This is a genomic window from Phocaeicola sp. ICN-14070 (assembly GCF_037892625.1).
Taxonomy (GTDB): domain Bacteria; phylum Bacteroidota; class Bacteroidia; order Bacteroidales; family Bacteroidaceae; genus Phocaeicola; species Phocaeicola plebeius.
Genome location: NZ_JBBKBF010000027.1, coordinates 13,902 through 31,064, shown reverse-complemented (window position 1 = coordinate 31,064; position 17,163 = coordinate 13,902). Strand labels below are relative to the sequence as shown.

Here is a 17,163-nt window from a genome sequence, read left to right as displayed (position 1 = left end):
TCTTTTATGTGTGAGAAGGTTTATTGTGACTCATGAATACAACTCACCAAACTTCATTTCTGCATCGTTGACAAACTTCCGGATGGCATTCTGATCATCCTTTTTGCAGATAAGCAGGGCATTCCCCTGTTCTGCCACCAGATATCCTTTCAAGTCTTGTACAACCACTAATTTATCTTTGGGAGTCATGATGATATTGTCCTTGCAGTTATATAGCAACGCATTACTGTGCGTCGTCACATTCTGATTTTCATCTTTGGGAGAAGCATCGTACAATGCGTTCCATGTGCCTATGTCTGCCCACCCGAAATCACAAAGCAGTACATATACATTGTCAGCCTTTTCCATGATGCTATAATCGATGGAACTGTTGGGGCAAGTACTGAATTTCGGCATGTCACATTCCACTTGCGGACATACCTCCGCCATCATTTCATGGAATGCCTTCATTATTGTTTTGACGTGCCATACAAAGATACCGGAATTCCAATAGAACTCATTACTTTGCACAAATACCTCGGCAAACTCCCGTAACGGCTTCTCAATGAATGTCTTGACTTTGTAAAAATCTTCTTCTTTTTCTTCCGAAACTTGGATATATCCATAGCCCGTTTCCGGATAGCTGGGTTTAATACCCAATGTCAGGAGTTTGTCTGAATGGGATGCAAATTCCAGCGATTTCAGAATATCCCGTTTGAACTCATCCATTTTTAGAATCAGGTGATCGGAAGGAGCTACCACGATGCTGGCATCCGGATTGATTTTTTGAATGACATACGATGCGTATGCAATGGCAGGTGCCGTATTCCGGTGTTCCTCTTCCACAATCAGGTTAGATTCGCTGAAACCGGGAAGCGAGTTCAGTACCAGTTCCCTGTAATGTTGGTTGGTCGTAATGAAAATATTCTCTGCAGGAAGAATCTGCTTATATCTTTCGTAAGTTTGCTGCAAGAGTGTCTGGCCAGTTCCGAAAAAGTCTAGAAATTGTTTGGGTAAGGCTTTCCGGCTGTATGGCCAGAACCGACGCCCGGTTCCTCCGGCCATGATGATGCAATAAAAATTTTTACTGTTCATGGTTGATACTGGCATTAAAGTTTGATGCTAAGATAGGGCTTATTTTGCAAGAAACGCTCGAAAAGGATTCTAAATAGTGTTAGAAAACTTTTTTTCAACTTTTTTGTTCGTATTCCTTGCACTATTGAAAAATATGTGTACCTTTGCACTCGCAATCAGAAATGATGCCCAGATGGCGGAATCGGTAGACGCGCTGGTCTCAAACACCAGTGGAGTAACATCCATCCCGGTTCGACCCCGGGTCTGGGTACTAATAAACCCTGATAATCGACTGATTATCAGGGTTTTCTCTTTCTATAAGGCGTACTAAATGTGTACTGAGCGACAAAAACAAGAATAGAGTATACTTTTGTGGTTTTCATCCTTTTATGTTTATGATTTCTTAACTATTATACTCTCTTTTCTGTCTTATTCTTGTTGATGTTTTCTCGGAAAATGCGATTTCTACCTTATATTTGTATCTGAGAACAAAATTATATAAGGTACAGTTATGGAAAATCATATAGAAGCCAATTTCAGAGCGATACAGAAGATCTTAGATAGTTGCGTAGCGCATGACTATAAAACTAAAGTTGATGCACTATTTTTAAAGCGTGAATATCTGACAAAGGCTCAGATAAAGGATTATTTGCGGCAGGAAATTTTCCGTGTTACCGAAAATATAGTAGCCATTCAGCAAAAATACCGTGTCGTGCGTGACATTGTACAGGATATGGATATTCCCGATTTTTTGTGGGAAAGCGGTTATTTTGAGGACTTGACTTCTGATGAGAGGAAAAAGTACATCGCTTTCCGTTGTTCTGATTTTGATATGGATGCATATTTGCATAATCCGTCTTGCTATGATGAACGGCTTCCCTATTTTTCTATCATCGTTAGCCTTGTGGTACTTTCCAGGTATTTGTACTTTCTGCAAGAACAGGAGAGAAAATACCATATAATCTCGGTTGTCATTCAAGAACAATCTTTGTCAAAAGAGAAAGATGACAGCATCGATGTTTCTCAAACCAAGATTGTGGGCAAAAACAATCCTTTCAAATCTACCTTGAAAGCCCGTGAAATCAAACTTTTGACTGAATGTGTAAACGAAGCGAATGTGTTTACTACTACTGTCAGCACCAAAATACTTACCGATTTTTTCAACTGTAAGTTGGACGGTGTATTGAAAGTTAATAATACCCGTCTGTTGGCTTATCTAATGATGCAACTCAGCTGTTATAACTACATCGTTTATGAGTGGCAGTCAGTTATAGCAAACAACAAGTTGATATTGAAGAAGATAAAAGGAGAACCGCTTACACGTACTGACTTGTCGAGTGCGACAGACCAGGCGAAGAACATCTATCCGAAAGGATATGAAATCATAGACAAATACATCAAATAACTGCAAAAAGGTTGAGCATAGATTGAACGCTCAAACAAAGGTCAATTAGACTTCATTTTCAACCTCTTAACTTTGCTCCCGTTAACACAAAAGACGAGGGTGCGCACCTTCATATTGTTTCACCTAAAATCCCAAACGATATGGAAAAAGACTTGGAGTTAAGAGTTTCCGAACTCGAAAAGATGTTGTTCCTTTCAAAGAACGTGCTTAGCTTCGATGAAGCGAGCAGGTTCTTGAACCTTTCTAAAAGTTACCTGTACAAGCTGACTTCAGGTAACTTGATACCCCATTACAAGCCGCAGGGCAAAATGCTTTATTTTGAAAAAGCTGAGCTGGAAGCATGGTTGCGTCAGAACCCGGTGAAGACGCAGGCGCAGATAGAGCAGGAAGCGCAAAAGTATATCCTTAACCGTCCTCTAAAGAAATAATGGCTATGGAAAACAAGAAGAAAGAGGAAATCGGACAAGGCACAGCCATGACGAAAGAGGATTTTGCAGCCCTCTGGAAAACCATCCGTCTAAAAGTGACGGACACTTATGAAGTACCGCCCGAAATTCTTTGGGTGAACGGCTCTACTATCGGCACGTTGGGCAATTTCAGCGCATCCACAGGCAAAGCCAAGAGCAAAAAGACATTCAACATTTCCGCCATTGTTGCGGCTGCATTGAAGAATGACGAGGTTCTGAAGTATTCGGCATATTTGCCACCGAACAAGCGCAAAATTCTCTATGTTGATACCGAGCAGAGCAAGTACCATTGCCATAAGGTCATGGAACGTATTTTGCGCCTTGCTGGACTGCCGACCGATAAGGATGTGGACGATTTTGTTTTCATTGTGTTAAGGGAGCAGACCCCCGACAAACGTAAGCAGATAATTGGCTATATGTTAGAGAATATGCCCGATGTGGGGCTGCTCATCATTGACGGAATCCGTGATTTGATGTACGACATCAATAGTCCGAGCGAATCGACTGACCTAATCAACCTTTTGATGCGCTGGTCAAGTGGGTATAATCTGCATATTCACACCGTACTGCATTTGAACAAGGGGGATGATAACACAAGAGGACATATCGGTACAGAGCTGAACAACAAAGCTGAAACCGTCCTGCAAATAACGAAAAGCACGCAGGACGGCAATATAAGTGAAGTAAAGGCGATGCACATCCGTGACCGGGAGTTTGATCCGTTCGCATTTCGCATTAATGACAACGCTTTGCCTGAAGTCATGGACGGTTATGTATTCCAGCAAACCAAGCAGGACAGGAGCTTTCCGCTTACAGAGCTGACGGAACAGCAGCACCGGGAAGCATTGGAGAACGGTTTCGGCAAGCAGGTTGTACAAGGCTATTCCAATGTGATAGCGGCATTAAAACAAGGTTACGCAAGTATCGGCTACGAGCGTGGACGCAATGTCCTTGTGTCGCTTAACAAGTTCCTTGTGAACAAGCGCATGATTGTAAAAGAGGGCAAGGGCTATCGCTACAATCCCGATTTTCATTATTAAAAGTCGGTTTGGTTTAGTCCGGGTGTATATATAAGTGGAACGGACTGTCTGTCTCCCGGTATCAACAGCAGGCAGGTTTAGTATGGTACGGGTATATATATGACGGACTAAACAGGACTGGCGCACTTTTCAACTATTTTTTTATCCCCAAAAAGAAAATGTTATGAACATCGAAGATGTGAAACAAATACCCATTGCAGACTATCTGCATAGTTTAGGTTATTCGCCCGTCAAGCAGCAGGGTAACGGCTTATGGTATAAATCACCACTGAGAGAGGAACACGAAGCGTCCTTTAAGGTAAATACAGACCGCAACCTTTGGTATGACTTTGGTGCAGGGAAAGGCGGCAACATCATCGCCCTGGCAAAGGAACTTTACTTTTCCGACAGCCTGCCCTACCTTTTAAAGAGGATAGAAGAGCAGACCCCGAATGTTCGCCCAGTCAGTTTTTCTTTTTCCCAGTGTAGGACAGAACCAAGTTTCCAACATTTGGAAGTCCGGGACTTAACTCATCCGGCATTGCTCCGTTATTTGCAGGGACGGGGTATCAATATTGAGCTGGCAAAAAGAGAATGTAAGGAACTTCATTTTACCAATAACGGGAAGCCATTCTTTGCTATCGGGTTCCCGAACATGGCAGGAGGTTACGAGGTTCGCAATTCCTTTTTCAAGGGCTGCATTGCCCCGAAAGACATCACCCATATACGGCAGCAGGGAGAGCCGAGAGAGAAGTGTCTGGTATTCGAGGGATTCATGGACTATCTCTCTTTCCTTACGCTCCGCATGAAGAACTGTCCGACCATGCCTGACCTTGACAGGCAGGACTATGTTATTCTTAACTCGACTGTCAATGTGCCGAAAGCCATTGATGTGCTATACCTGTATGAACGCATCCACTGTATGCTTGACAATGACGAGGCGGGGTATAAGGCTACACGGGCTATCGAATTGGAATACTCCTACCGTGTGCGTGACTTCTCGCACAATTACAGAGGATATTCGGACTTGAACGATTACCTGTGCGGCAGGAAGCAGGAACAGAAAAACGCAGCCAGCCAAGTACAGGAAATAAAGCAGAAAACCGGACAACGTGCCGCCCCAAGACAAAAGAAGGGCAGGGGCATTTAATCCGGCAGGATTGCCAGCGGCTGGCGGTTTCATAGGGAGAGCAAGGTTATGTTTCGGTAGACCGAAACCACCTTGCTTTGCTCACCGCAAAGGAAATCGCTCCCGTTGGTCGCAATTTCTAAGACACCATCAAAAAGTAAAAAGGCATGAAAAAGATACAGGACAAGCCAGGCGGTCGCCCGGCAAAGAAACGGACGGAAAAGCAGAAAAAGGTAGTCAGTACGAAGCTGACCGAGTTGCAGTATTACGCCATCAGGAAGCGAGCTGGGGAAGCCGGGTTGCGCATCAGTGAATATGTTCGGCAAGCAGTTATTTCGGCAGAGGTCATACCCCGGCTGAGCAGGCAGGATGCAGATGCTATCCGCAAGCTGGTAGGGGAAGCCAACAATATCAATCAGCTGGCGCATCGGGCAAATGCCGGAGGTTTCGCATTGGTGGCGGTGGAACTGGTGAAGCTCAAAAATAGGATTGTTGAAATCATAAATCATTTGTCGAATGATTGGAAAAATAAAAAAGGGAAGCGGTTTTAAGGGCTGTGTGAACTATGTGCTTGGCAAGGAGCAGGCGGTTTTGCTTCATGCGGACGGAGTTCTGACAGAGAGCCGGAGCGATATAATCCGCAGCTTCTGTATGCAGACCGGGATGAATCCCGACTTAAAGAAGCCTGTCGGACACATTGCGTTAAGTTATTCGGCGGTGGACGCACCCAAACTGACGGATGAGAAGATGATACAGCTTGCGCAGGAGTATATGCGTGAAATGAAAATCACCGATACGCAGTACATCATCGTGCGCCATCAAGACCGGGAGCATCCACACGTGCATATCGTGTTCAATCGTATAGACAACAACGGCAAGACTATTTCAGACAGGAACGATATGTACCGTAACGAACAGGTATGCAAGAAGCTGAAAGCCAAACACGGGCTTTATTTCGCCAAGGGGAAAGAGCAGGTGAAACAGCACCGATTGAAAGAGCCGGACAAGTCGAAATACGAGATTTACATGGCTGTTAAAAATGAAATCGGCAAATCCCGCAATTGGCAGCAGTTGCAGCAAAGGTTAGCGGAAAAGGGTATCACTATCCAATTCAAACGAAAGGGACAGACCGATGAAATACAGGGTATATCCTTTTCCAAAGGAGAATACACGTTCAAGGGTTCGGAGATAGACCGCAGTTTCAGTTTCTCCAAACTGGATAGATATTTCGGAGATGCAGGAATGAATGTTACCGAAAGCCAACAGCAAACAACTTTCGCATCCATCCGGGAACAAATACCCACACGGAGCAATGCTGAAAGTCCGTTTATAAGCGGTTCGCTCGGTCTGTTTTCTGCATCACCGTACCCGATGGATGAAGAACCGAACTTGAATTTGAGAAAGAAGAAGAAAAAGAAAAAACAACTAAAACTGTAAAGATATGGAAGACAATTTGATTTTAGAGGGGCTTCTCTCTATGGTTACAGAAATGAAAGAGAAGCTGGAAGCGCAGGTAATGCCAGCCAGCCGGGAGGAAACTCTCGAACGGTTGGGAGCGATTGAACAGGCATTGTCGAGACTGCACAGTAACCCGGCTGTTCCTATGGAGAAGTTGCAGACTATCCAAAGTCAGCTTGACGATGTACGGAACAAGATGCAAGGTCAGCAGCAGCATATCAAGGACACCAAGAGAATATCTTTGGAAATCTATCGTAATTTTAAAATAATGGTTGATACCTTGAATTCCTACAAGACGGATAAAGAGGAAGTTGCCCCCTTGCCGTTCTATCAACGGATTTATAACAAGGTTACTTCTTGGATCCGTCCGGGATTGTTTATTTTTTCGGCAGTGCTGGTTCTTTGTTCCGCTTCCATATGGTTGAATATCCGTTTGGCTACACGGATGCAGCAGTTACAGGATAACGATATGAAATACCGCTTTTTGCTGATGCGGGGTTGGGCAAATGGAGAAGTCCTTGATATACTGGAAACCAAATTCAACTGGCAGAGGGATAACGATTTCATCCAAAGTTTGACAGATTCTGTGATAGATTTTGAATATCGCAGCAAGAAACAGGCGGAAGCGTTGGAGCGAGCAAGATTGCTTAATGAACAAGCTGAGCAGTTGAGAAAGGAAGCTGATAAATTGGGTAAACCATAAACGAAGTAAAGCCGGAGTTATGAACTATGTTCAACGCTTCGGCTTTTTTCAAATTCATTTTTTCCCTTCGTGCAGTATTCTTTCTCGAATTTTCGAAATGTAGTTGCGCTGAATCATTCTTTAATGAACTCTCAGACATCGGAAAATTTGTAATACATTTTTTCGCTGATTATGAAGTAAGGTAGTGCACCGATAGTCCGGTAGATTGCAGGGTTTTGTTGCTTATTTTAAACAAGCAGTCAGTTTTCTTCTTTTACTATTTTTAATTTAGTAATTATGCGATTCATATTTTAATAGAACTTTGTTTATATCATTGGGTACTTTAAAATAATAGTCTGCACGTATAGGATTACATACATTATTGCTCCATAAAACCAATCCGGAATCAACACCGGCATTGTTAGCACATTGAATATCATAAATACTATCACCGATATAGAGAGCGTTTTCGGGACTTGCATGGGCTTTAGCCAAATATGCTGCTAAGGGTGCTGCTTGGGGTTTATGTTCATCAGTATCATCGGCACATACAATTGTGGAAAAATAGTCCGCTAACCCTAATGGCTCAAAATCAGAATAATATTCTTGATATGTTTTGGAGGTTACAATGCCTAAAATATAGCCTCTTGATAAAAGGGATTGCAAGCATTCTTTGATACCTTGAAAAGGTTGAATAGTGTGCTGGAGCAATTTCATATTCCTATCCCATCGTTTCAATGCATCTTCTATGTCGGGTATTTTGAGTAATTCCAACGCATTTCTTCCGGTAATGCCTAAAGCAAATTTCAGACTTTCATATTGAGGTGTGCGTCCTGTTATTTCTGTAATTGTTTTTATTAAAGAGTTGATGACTGCATATTCCGTATCTATCAATGTACCGTCTATGTCGAATACGATATGTTTATATTTCATGTGTTTGATTTATTAGTCAAATAATACTTGCCAGTTTCTATCGTAGTAAGCTGAAAAGCACATTTTAATTTGTTCTTCGTTATTTTTCTCTTTTGCAAGAATAGGTAATTCTTTCAATCCGAAATAAGCACTCTCATCCGTTTCAATATTGGGTCGGAAATATCCGCTTTCAATCTCACAAAGAACAAAAACTTTACAAACATTGTAGGCATAGGGGGGAATATTATGCAAATTTCTATCTTGTATAGCTATTATCCGGATAGCTTTTACATTTAATCCTGCTTCTTCTTTTACTTCTTTTTCTGTATTAGTCTTGATACTCTGATTTATATCGACCCAACCACCGGGTAAAGACCAAGTTCCATTTTTCTCTTTCACAAGCAGTATTTTATCATCTTTGAATATAGCAGCTCGTGTATCTAATTTAGGAGTTTGAAATCCTGTTTCATTGCAAAACAGATTCTTTACCTTTTCTATGGGTATTTCACTTTGCAGACTAAGCATTTCTGCTGCAATTTCTCTAATGCGTTCAAAGCGTTCTATATCAAATACATCTTTGGAGTATGTCAATCCCCCTTGGGCAATGAATTGTAGTTCTTTTGCCCATTCAAGCCATTGTGGTTGTACTATTTTATTCATATAGTGAATGTTAGTATCGTTATATTAATTTACAAATGTATGGAAAATAAAATTATCTATTTTTGTCCTATGTTAAAAAATCATCGGCTTGACCGGATTCTGCTAAGAGAAGGTTGTGTTATTCCTAAAAAAGAGGCAATATGTCCTAAAGTCACTCGGTGGAAAATGCTGGGATATTCTTTTATCAACTTTTCATAACGTTCTTGGGCAGACAAGTTCAGCCGGGAAATATGAATGTCCTGTAAAAGTAGAAAATTTTCTTGCTGTAACACTCTCATCCAATTGGCAATGTCAATACGGGATTTATATAAATCATTCAACTTGTCTATAGAAATGGAGTAGGTTAAAGTTTCTTCTAAGGTTTCTACATATTCAAATCCTGCTTTGTGCCGATATAAATCCCATGAACCACAAGTTGCATCGCCTTCCATAGAAAACCATGTTGTTATTTCTTTTCCATTATGCAGGATAAATGAACGTGTTATACCTTTTTCTATAAAATAAACCTGATTATCAAAACGACCAGCTTGTATGATGATAGTTTTAGCCGGAAAAGTATGTTGTTTGAAACAGTACTTTAGCAGGTGCAATGAATCATGCGAAACAGGATAGAGTTCTTGTATCTTTCTTATTATATTATCCATTATCAATGTTTTTGCTCTTTCTACAAAAATACGAAAACAGAAAGGGATAATATTGTTGCATTCATAGTTTAAAAAGGAATTTGACTATTTTTAGCAAGGTGGGATGAAAAGAGAACCACGATGTTGATATGTGATATAGGTAAAAGAAATAAGTGGTGCAAAACTACGTTTAGTTTATCCTTTTGTCTATATAGCCAAAACGAACTAAACCTATTTCTATTGACAGCAAAATACGTGTGCTGGCGAAAAAAGAAATAGTATTACCTTTTTCGCCAGTATCGTTTTTAGCAATCTTTTTCAGTCTTGATTTATCCTTAATAGTTTGAGGAAGAAATGAACTCTTTTATTTCTTCCTCACTTGGAAGTTCTATCATGTATTTTTGTACGAAGATATTCGGGTCTAATCCGGCAGTGGCATACTTAACCAATGTATCTCCCTTTTCTGTGCAAAGCAGAATACCGATAGGCGGATTATCATCCGGCTGCATCACTTCCGCCTTGAAATAGTTCAGATACATATTGAGTTGTGAAGCATACTCATGGCGGAACTTGTCTATCTTCAATTCCACGATAACGTGGCACTTCAAGATGCGGTGATAGAACACAAGGTCGGCAAAGAAATAATCTTCGTCTATCAAAATACGTTTTTGTCGGGCTTCAAAGCAGAAGCCATGCCCCATTTCCAGCAGGAAGCGTTGCAGGTTGTCAAGAATGGATTGCTCTAAGTCGTTTTCTGTTACTAAGGCTCGTTCATTCAATCCTAAGAACTCTAAACTAACAGGGGTGTTGATAACATCTTTAGGTTGTAATAGGGTTGCTTGTTGCTGGACTAAAGCGGAGAGGGCTTCTTTGTTTTTGGAGAGTCCGCTACGCTCGTAATATAAAGATGCTATTTGTCGTTCCAACTCCTTTACAGACCAGCAGCCACGAATAGTTTCCATTTCATAGAAAGCACGTTTTACCGGGTTTTCAATTCCCGATATGGTATTTAAATGGGTGGAAGATAATCTGTTGAATAATCTATCAGCCGGAATCATCCATGTTTCGGTTTGTGGGTGTTCTGTTGATAGTTTCCAAACGCCATTTTCAGATTCGGCGGTCACCAACCGCCGAATTGGTTCGGTGAATTCGGCGGTCAATGACTGCCGAATTTGAATTTGCGATGTAATATACTGTGCAATAGGTTCTTTTAGCTGTGGATAAACAAGATACAGCCGTCTAAATTCACGGAATCTACGTTCATTTAGTCCTTTTGTATTCAGCCGTTGTTCCAATTTCTTCAAAAGCTGTTCTCCGTATGCGGCACGGTCTTCCCCATTTTGTTCAAACTCCACGATATAGCAACCCATAAGCCAGTTACGGGAAGTAAGGGCAAGGTTTACAGCGTGTGCGGCTTGTGCCTGCAACGTGTTCTGTATCGTGCTGATATGTTTTACTAATGATTCAAAGTCCATAGTTACAAAGATAGGTCTTTTATGGTTAAAACTTTAGTTCGGGCAAGCTGTTTATTGCTTCCTCTTTTAATTTATCCACCGCACGGGTGTACTTCTCCGTATGCTTTAATCCGCTATGTCCTAAAAGGCTGGCTACGGTTTTGATATTTGCCCCATTGTTCAGAATATTCACGGCAAATGAATGTCGAGCGCAATGCCAGCTTATATGCTTGTCTATTCCGGCTCTTTTTACCCAACGCTTAACCGATTTGCAGCAGCTTTCGTATGTAGGTAAATCGAATATCAAACAGTTCTTGTCTGCCGGAGCTTCGCCAATAATGGATAATAGACCATCATTCAAGGGAATAACTACACCGCTACTGGCAGAATGTCCCTTTGTTTTACTTTGTTCAAACTTCAATAACCGATTTGCGTAATCCACATTCCTATAGGTAAGGTCTTTTACATCGCAGAAGCGCAGACCGCAATACAGACAGAAGATAAACGCTCGTCTGATTGTGGGGTTTTCGTTGTCATAATGACACGCCATCAGCTTTTGTATTTCTTCGGGCGAAAGCACATCTTTCCGAAGCATCTGGCTATCTACTTTGCAGGTGACATCTTTACAAGGGTCTTTCAGCATTACATCATGCTCTATTGCATAGCGAATGACTTTCTTGAAACGCTGGTAAATGCTTTTAGCACCTTCGCCAACGCTTCGGGATTGCAGATAAGCTACAAACTGTTCCATCATTTCTTTGGTGATGAGTTCCGGTTTAATGCTACACTCATTCATGGGGTACTTTTCTTTTAAGAAGTCTTTGAAACGGCTCAGCGCAATTTGCACCATGCGAATATCTTTCTTGGTATAGCTGTTGATATAGGCTTGAAAGTAGTCCAAGAAATTAACAGCCCTGTCTTTCTTTAAGCGGTAACCCAACATGCTTTCTTTAAACTCCTGTTCACGCTCTGCACGTATGCGCATGGCGAGTTCCAAAGTTTCCTTGTTCTGTTGCCGTTCCGCAGGAGTACGGGGTTTGTCTATCAGATACAGGCTAAGGTTTTCTTTTCGCCTGTTATGCTTTACTGCAAACTTGGGTTTGCCTTGCATTTTCCCACTATCGTAATACACCTGATTACCGTTTTCATCCAATACGGGCTTTTCCTCTCTACCTAAATAATACTCTAAGTAAAGGCTTATTCTACCGTCCGAGAGCTTATTTTGCTCCAACTTGGGGTTCTCTTTCGTTTTATTTTCTAACTTTGCCATTGTTTAGAGGTTTTATCCCGATTTAGGTACCGTAACCGGGTAATTACACTAAATAGTTGATTTTCTTTTGTTTTCCGATATTGCAAAGGTACAAAAGAAAATGAGATTTCAAAGTGTACTAAAAGTGTACTGAATAACAGAAAACGGGCAAAATAGGGCAAAAATGGAGAAAACAGGAAATATGCAAATAATTGATAATAAGGAAAATAAATTCTTTTGTTTTCCTATGATTTCTATGGCTTGTACCGGGTCTGGGTACTGAATGAAAGGTTAAGTGATTAATTGTCAATCGCTTAGCCTTTTTGTTTGCCTGATTTCTCCCCACATTTTCCCCACAGGCGCAAAAATATAGTAGTAAGTCATTATTTTCTTTGGCTACGCAATACAAATACACTACCTTTGAAAAGAGATAAATCCAATTAAATAAAAGTCAATGGAACAAGGTGTTTGGCAGGAGATTGAACAGTTGTACCAACAATTTCAGCAACTTGGTATTAGTGAAGCGGTGGACTATGAAAAGTACTACCTCTATTCTCTTATTACCCATTCTACAGCAATTGAGGGTTCTACACTCACCGAAGCGGAGGCACAAATGCTTTTCGATGAGGGGTTGACAGCTAAAGGGAAACCTTTGGTGTATCATTTGATGAATGAGGACTTAAAGAAGGCATATGAGCTTGCCAAAGAGGAAGCCAAAAGTAAGAAACCAATTAATTCAGCATTCTTGCAAAAGTTGAATTCGACATTGATGCGTACGACAGGCAGTATTTATAACGTTATGGGTGGCTCTTTTGATTCTTCCAAAGGTGAATTTCGCTTGTGTGGCGTGACGGCTGGTATTGATGGACGTTCTTATATGAGTTATCAGAAAGTCCCTGCCAAAGTAGAGGAACTTTGCGCTTTATTACAGGAAAAACAGAAGGCAGTGGGAACATTTCGGGAACAATACGAACTAAGTTTCAATGCCCATCTTAACTTAGTGACCATTCATCCGTGGGTCGATGGCAACGGAAGAACCGCCCGCCTACTGATGAATTATATTCAGTTCTGCTACAACCTTTTTCCGACTAAGATATTTAAGGAAGATAGGGAAGAGTATATTTCTGCCTTACGTCAATCACAGGAAGAAGAAACAAATCTGCCTTTTCTGGGCTTTATGGCTGTTCAATTAAAGAAATCGCTCTCTTTGGAAATTGAACGATTTAAGACTTCTCAAAAGAAAATTTTTAGTTTTATGTTTTAGTTGTGATCGTGTTGTTAGTTAATATAGAAAGAGGCTGTCTCATATAACTTGCGGTGAAGTCGTACGAAATCATCCATTTCGCACTTAGTAGTTGCTTTTTTTATACAGATCTTAGCCATAATGAAGGCGAATTAAAAAGCGATGTTCTTGCGATATTGTCCAGGAGACATGCCCATTTGCTTTTTGAAGAAAGTTCCAAAAAAAGAGGCATTAGGAAAATTGAACATATCTGCAATTTCTTGTATGTTTTTCTGTGTATTTTTTAAAAGAGAAATACTCTTCCGTATAATGGACTTAGACACCAAATCCTTTACTGTATATCCGCATATTGATTTGCATATGACAGAAAGGTATTTAGGTGAGAGACATAATTTATCGGCATAAAACTCCACTCCACGTTCCTGCATATAATACTGTTCAATCAGCGAAATAAGCTTTAAGAACACCTCATTACGATGTCCCATCGCATTCTGATTGTTCATCAACTTACGATTATAGAGCGAACAGAGCCGATGGGTCAGTGCCAGCAGCAACAGTTTCTGCTCATACTGACGGAAAGTATCATTTTGAAGAAGGGTAGCATCAAGCTGCATCATATAACGGAGTAACTCATCCTCTTCGCCAGTCTGCCAAACATAACAAGGTTTGGGCACTAACTGAGAATAAAGGTACATAGATACGACCTGATTCCCTAAAATATCACGGATAGGTTCAACCTGATACAGCAGGAAATGCACATCCAAATCAGAAGACTCTTCCATAACCCGAAACTCCGCTCCATCAGGAATAAACAAGGTTTCTCCGGCAGATGCTCGCATCACACAACGATTCAGGGCAAAAGTAAAAAAACCTTGCATACAAATCACTATTCCCACCCCACTGACCAAAAATGGGGTGTGAAAGAGAATTGGGAAGGAGGAAATACTTCCTTCCGAACTGCATATGTCATCTCGCCTAAACAAAGCCTTTCCTAATAATGTAATACGTTCTTGAACTGTCTTCATACATGCTTGTCCGTGTGCATTAGGCACTTTCAAGCGACTAAGATACTAATTTTCTCTTAGAATAAGGCACAACCAGCACAAATATTGCACATGCCAGACAGGCATAGAGTGTCCAGCCTGCCATTTCCTTGACTGCAGCCAAAGTGGCCTGTATCTGAACACGTCCCTTGACGGACATGGCTGCCATGTTCACTGCTTCAGCCTTACTTTTTCCCTGATAACTCATGCCACGTACGGTACTCATAAAAGAAGCGGAAGCGTCAGGATGTAGCAAATCAATATCTTGTGCATAACGGGTAACATAGTTCTGCTGACGCTCCTGCAGGGCATTGGTATATACTGCCGCGCCCAAACTGGGAGCAATGACCATACGGATGGTAATCATGGTACAAATCCATGATGACAGAAATTTATAAGGCATCCGCTGAGTGGCATAAGTGGGAATGAGCGAATAGAGCATCATCATGCCTGTGGAACGGATAATAACCGGATATTTCATCCGTTCATACAGACCATCCGTCTGCACCTCAAAATACATAAAAAGAGCAGCCAAGCCCAACATGACAAATCCGCCTGCAAAGATATATTTGAAATGCACCTTCTTCATGCTGAGAAAGATGGTAATCATCCCCCCGATGAAATAGCCCAACATGGTCCAGTTGCCCAGCGAAGCATTCTGCCAGTTATCCAGTTTCATGCCAATGCCGGCAAACACATTGACAAACATGGCGCTGGAATTGAGAAACATTAGCAAAAAATAGAACAATGCTCCCATACGAATGGTGCGCAACTTCAGCACGCCCACCTGATAATACGGACTGCGGTGTGTGGATTCCATATAAAAGAATAAAGCACCCGTAAGAACTGCAGTAATCGCAGCCATGCGGATAGTAGGATCATCCCACCAGTCCAGCACCTTTCCATACACCATGACATATGTAAAACACACCAGCGGAATGCAGAACAAGGTAGCATTGCCAAACTGACGGAAATTAATGGGGAAACGCTTGTTTTGGAAGCGATGGTATGGCATGGTTACGAAAATAACCAGGATACATACCAACAGCATCCCCATCATATAGTAATACACATACTGCCATTCATATTCATAAGCCAGCCAGGCAGTCAGCGATGTTCCCAGCTGTCCTAATATCATAAAGAACAGATAAATGCCAGGCTGCGCTATGCTTCGTTCAATATCAAGCTTATCCCAGCCCTCACCGTCTACCGGCTCCAGCCCCGGCTTAATTTTCAAATAGGCCTCAATGCGCCCTGCATAAAGGATTAAGGTGAACAGGTTGACCATCATCAGTACCATGCGAAGGAAACCCATCAACACACTACAGAGAGCCAACAAAAAGATACTGTCGGTTTCGGCACAAATATAGCTGAGCACATACATCATGGAAAAACCGGCCAGACACATCATTTTTTCTCTTCGAATCACCACCAGCCGGTATAAAAACGGACAAAAAGCAGCCATCCCGATGGAGGTGGCAAAATTGGTAAAAGTGATATGTTCTGAGATGATACCCAGCCCGCTCATCATCTCAGTACTGTTCACAGAATACACACCACCCACAGTAAGAATGGGGATGAACATCAACACCAATATCAGAATGCCCAACCACTTGGGCACCCAATTGTAGAACGGATAATTTCTTGGATAAGAGGGCATAACATCAGATTTTAGCTTTCACAACCACCATCATACCTGCAGCCAGGCGATCATTGTCTTCTTCAGAAAGATTGATAAAATCAATGCGAACCGGAATACGCTGTTGAATTTTTACAAAATTACCGGCAGAATTATCAGTAGGAACTAAAGAATACTTGGCTCCAGTTGCACCGGAAATAGCAGTAATCTTACCCGTAAACTCTTTATTACTTACTGCATCCACCTTTATCCTTACTTCCTGACCGATAGCCAGATTTTCCACTTGAGTCTCTTTGTAATTGGCAATCACCCACTTCTGAGTATCCGGCAAGATATATGTAATGGTCTGCCCGGCAGTAATGTATTGACCTTCCTCTAAAGCCCGACGTCCCAGCTTACCGTCACACGGAGCCACGACTACAGTATAAGACAGATTCAATTTGGCCATCTCCAACGCCGCTGTGGCACGCTGAATACCGGCTTCCACATTTTCACGACGATGCGAAACTTCATTCACACCGGACAAGGCTGCACTGCGCTGACGTTTCGTAGCTTCCAGTTTGCGTTGTAGAGCAGAATATTCAGTTTCAATCTGCTCCAGCTGTATGGGCGTAGCAGCATTACGTTTCACCAGATTTTCATAACGCTGACGGTCTTTTTCCAATTTTGCCAGACGAATTTCAATTTCAGAAATAGAAGCATCATACACCGAAGCTGTAGTTTGTGTCGTCTGAAGTGTGGCACCAATTACAGTAGCTCCGGCCAATGCATCCTTCAAGGCAGCCTCAGTTTCCATCACACGGATCTTGTATTCACGGTCATCCAGCACCAACAGCGTATCACCTTTGTGCACTTCCTGATGTTCGGTGAAATAGATTTTCTTGATATAACCTGAAGCACGCAGATTAACCGGCGAGATATATTGCTCTATTTGAGCATCATTACTGGATTCTGTATTTTTATAATCCAGAAACAAGAAAGTAACCTGAATAATTCCCCAAACTAAAATAGCTATACCAATCAGGCTTACCACACGCTGGCGGGTGCGCAATTTTCTCAATTTCTTAGCCTGTTCGTGATGTGTGCTCATTGCAGCACTGTTTTTATCTGTTGTTTCCATATGTTTA

The 17,163-nt window shown here is 41.6% G+C and carries 17 protein-coding genes, 1 tRNA gene and 1 pseudogene; 9 read left to right on the top strand and 10 right to left on the bottom strand.

Annotated features, from left to right (window positions below):
- Nucleotides 1–30: 30 nt before the first annotated feature.
- Nucleotides 31–1,074 (bottom strand): mannose-1-phosphate guanylyltransferase, encoded by a 1,044-nt coding sequence (locus WKT20_RS09175; RefSeq protein WP_117701759.1) that lies wholly within the window; start codon nt 1,072–1,074, stop codon nt 31–33.
- 166 nt (nt 1,075–1,240) lie between these two features.
- Here WKT20_RS09175 and WKT20_RS09170 point away from each other — a divergent pair.
- From WKT20_RS09170 to WKT20_RS09135, 8 genes are all read left to right on the top strand, one after another.
- Nucleotides 1,241–1,324: transfer RNA gene (locus WKT20_RS09170), tRNA-Leu, on the top strand.
- A 240-nt stretch (nt 1,325–1,564) separates the two neighbouring features.
- A complete protein-coding gene (locus tag WKT20_RS09165) occupies nt 1,565–2,458 on the top strand; it encodes a hypothetical protein (protein WP_340417257.1) in 894 nt (297 codons plus the stop codon).
- Between the two features lie 140 nt (nt 2,459–2,598).
- On the top strand, nt 2,599–2,886 hold the full coding sequence (locus tag WKT20_RS09160; RefSeq protein WP_005633171.1) for a helix-turn-helix domain-containing protein: 288 nt from the start codon (nt 2,599–2,601) through the stop codon (nt 2,884–2,886).
- A 5-nt stretch (nt 2,887–2,891) separates the two neighbouring features.
- Nucleotides 2,892–3,965: an AAA family ATPase gene (locus WKT20_RS09155; protein ID WP_118435157.1), complete on the top strand. Its 1,074-nt coding sequence runs from the start codon at nt 2,892–2,894 to the stop codon at nt 3,963–3,965.
- Nucleotides 3,966–4,128: 163 nt separating this feature from the next.
- Entirely contained in the window at nt 4,129–5,094 is a 966-nt protein-coding gene (locus WKT20_RS09150) for a toprim domain-containing protein (RefSeq protein WP_119194092.1), read from the top strand.
- Between the two features lie 146 nt (nt 5,095–5,240).
- Nucleotides 5,241–5,624 carry a MobC family plasmid mobilization relaxosome protein gene (locus WKT20_RS09145; RefSeq protein WP_117748691.1) on the top strand — a complete coding sequence of 128 codons (384 nt, stop codon included), beginning with the start codon at nt 5,241–5,243 and terminating at the stop codon, nt 5,622–5,624.
- Complete coding sequence (locus tag WKT20_RS09140; protein ID WP_117748692.1) at nt 5,590–6,510, top strand: relaxase/mobilization nuclease domain-containing protein; 921 nt, start codon at nt 5,590–5,592, stop codon at nt 6,508–6,510. Before WKT20_RS09145 ends, WKT20_RS09140 begins: the two co-directional genes overlap by 35 nt.
- Nucleotides 6,511–6,514: 4 nt before the next feature.
- Nucleotides 6,515–7,234 (top strand): hypothetical protein, encoded by a 720-nt coding sequence (locus tag WKT20_RS09135; protein WP_340417256.1) that lies wholly within the window; start codon nt 6,515–6,517, stop codon nt 7,232–7,234.
- A 113-nt stretch (nt 7,235–7,347) separates the two neighbouring features.
- Here WKT20_RS09135 and WKT20_RS09130 read toward each other — a convergent pair.
- From WKT20_RS09130 to WKT20_RS09105, 6 genes and pseudogenes are all read right to left on the bottom strand, one after another.
- Nucleotides 7,348–7,469 (bottom strand): annotated as a pseudogene (locus WKT20_RS09130) (helix-turn-helix domain-containing protein); the annotation flags it as partial.
- Nucleotides 7,470–7,501: 32 nt separating this feature from the next.
- Nucleotides 7,502–8,146, bottom strand: coding sequence for an HAD family hydrolase (locus WKT20_RS09125; RefSeq protein WP_118435135.1), 645 nt, complete (start codon nt 8,144–8,146; stop codon nt 7,502–7,504).
- A gap of 12 nt (nt 8,147–8,158) precedes the next feature.
- Nucleotides 8,159–8,785: an NUDIX hydrolase N-terminal domain-containing protein gene (locus WKT20_RS09120; protein WP_118435133.1), complete on the bottom strand. Its 627-nt coding sequence runs from the start codon at nt 8,783–8,785 to the stop codon at nt 8,159–8,161.
- An 80-nt stretch (nt 8,786–8,865) separates the two neighbouring features.
- Complete coding sequence (locus WKT20_RS09115) at nt 8,866–9,429, bottom strand: Crp/Fnr family transcriptional regulator (RefSeq protein WP_118435131.1); 564 nt, start codon at nt 9,427–9,429, stop codon at nt 8,866–8,868.
- A gap of 314 nt (nt 9,430–9,743) precedes the next feature.
- Nucleotides 9,744–10,883: a PDDEXK nuclease domain-containing protein gene (locus WKT20_RS09110; RefSeq protein ID WP_340417255.1), complete on the bottom strand. Its 1,140-nt coding sequence runs from the start codon at nt 10,881–10,883 to the stop codon at nt 9,744–9,746.
- A gap of 25 nt (nt 10,884–10,908) precedes the next feature.
- Nucleotides 10,909–12,132, bottom strand: coding sequence for a site-specific integrase (locus WKT20_RS09105; RefSeq protein WP_117984904.1), 1,224 nt, complete (start codon nt 12,130–12,132; stop codon nt 10,909–10,911).
- Nucleotides 12,133–12,565: 433 nt separating this feature from the next.
- Between WKT20_RS09105 and WKT20_RS09100 the strand changes: the two genes are divergently transcribed.
- On the top strand, nt 12,566–13,375 hold the full coding sequence (locus tag WKT20_RS09100; protein WP_118025930.1) for a Fic family protein: 810 nt from the start codon (nt 12,566–12,568) through the stop codon (nt 13,373–13,375).
- 131 nt (nt 13,376–13,506) lie between these two features.
- Here the strand turns inward: WKT20_RS09100 and WKT20_RS09095 are convergent, their stop codons facing one another.
- Genes WKT20_RS09095 through WKT20_RS09085 form a run of 3 tightly spaced genes read right to left on the bottom strand, consistent with a single transcriptional unit; the run spans nt 13,507 to nt 17,156 of the window.
- Nucleotides 13,507–14,379 (bottom strand): helix-turn-helix domain-containing protein, encoded by an 873-nt coding sequence (locus WKT20_RS09095; protein WP_117670502.1) that lies wholly within the window; start codon nt 14,377–14,379, stop codon nt 13,507–13,509.
- Nucleotides 14,380–14,416: 37 nt separating this feature from the next.
- Nucleotides 14,417–16,057, bottom strand: a complete 1,641-nt coding sequence (locus tag WKT20_RS09090; protein ID WP_118166061.1) for an MFS transporter — start codon at nt 16,055–16,057, stop codon at nt 14,417–14,419.
- Nucleotides 16,058–16,061: 4 nt separating this feature from the next.
- The gene (locus WKT20_RS09085; RefSeq protein WP_118025928.1) at nt 16,062–17,156 is read right to left on the bottom strand and encodes an HlyD family secretion protein; all 1,095 of its coding nucleotides are present in this window, start codon (nt 17,154–17,156) and stop codon (nt 16,062–16,064) included.
- Nucleotides 17,157–17,163 lie beyond the last annotated feature (7 nt).

Coding starts and splice junctions, on each gene's coding strand:
- WKT20_RS09175 (WP_117701759.1), bottom strand. CDS start 1,074: ATGAACAGTAAAAATTTTTATTGCATCATCATGGCCGGAGGAACCGGG.
- WKT20_RS09165 (WP_340417257.1), top strand. CDS start 1,565: ATGGAAAATCATATAGAAGCCAATTTCAGAGCGATACAGAAGATCTTA.
- WKT20_RS09160 (WP_005633171.1), top strand. CDS start 2,599: ATGGAAAAAGACTTGGAGTTAAGAGTTTCCGAACTCGAAAAGATGTTG.
- WKT20_RS09155 (WP_118435157.1), top strand. CDS start 2,892: ATGGAAAACAAGAAGAAAGAGGAAATCGGACAAGGCACAGCCATGACG.
- WKT20_RS09150 (WP_119194092.1), top strand. CDS start 4,129: ATGAACATCGAAGATGTGAAACAAATACCCATTGCAGACTATCTGCAT.
- WKT20_RS09145 (WP_117748691.1), top strand. CDS start 5,241: ATGAAAAAGATACAGGACAAGCCAGGCGGTCGCCCGGCAAAGAAACGG.
- WKT20_RS09140 (WP_117748692.1), top strand. CDS start 5,590: ATGATTGGAAAAATAAAAAAGGGAAGCGGTTTTAAGGGCTGTGTGAAC.
- WKT20_RS09135 (WP_340417256.1), top strand. CDS start 6,515: ATGGAAGACAATTTGATTTTAGAGGGGCTTCTCTCTATGGTTACAGAA.
- WKT20_RS09125 (WP_118435135.1), bottom strand. CDS start 8,146: ATGAAATATAAACATATCGTATTCGACATAGACGGTACATTGATAGAT.
- WKT20_RS09120 (WP_118435133.1), bottom strand. CDS start 8,785: ATGAATAAAATAGTACAACCACAATGGCTTGAATGGGCAAAAGAACTA.
- WKT20_RS09115 (WP_118435131.1), bottom strand. CDS start 9,429: ATGGATAATATAATAAGAAAGATACAAGAACTCTATCCTGTTTCGCAT.
- WKT20_RS09110 (WP_340417255.1), bottom strand. CDS start 10,883: ATGGACTTTGAATCATTAGTAAAACATATCAGCACGATACAGAACACG.
- WKT20_RS09105 (WP_117984904.1), bottom strand. CDS start 12,132: ATGGCAAAGTTAGAAAATAAAACGAAAGAGAACCCCAAGTTGGAGCAA.
- WKT20_RS09100 (WP_118025930.1), top strand. CDS start 12,566: ATGGAACAAGGTGTTTGGCAGGAGATTGAACAGTTGTACCAACAATTT.
- WKT20_RS09095 (WP_117670502.1), bottom strand. CDS start 14,379: ATGAAGACAGTTCAAGAACGTATTACATTATTAGGAAAGGCTTTGTTT.
- WKT20_RS09090 (WP_118166061.1), bottom strand. CDS start 16,057: ATGCCCTCTTATCCAAGAAATTATCCGTTCTACAATTGGGTGCCCAAG.
- WKT20_RS09085 (WP_118025928.1), bottom strand. CDS start 17,156: ATGGAAACAACAGATAAAAACAGTGCTGCAATGAGCACACATCACGAA.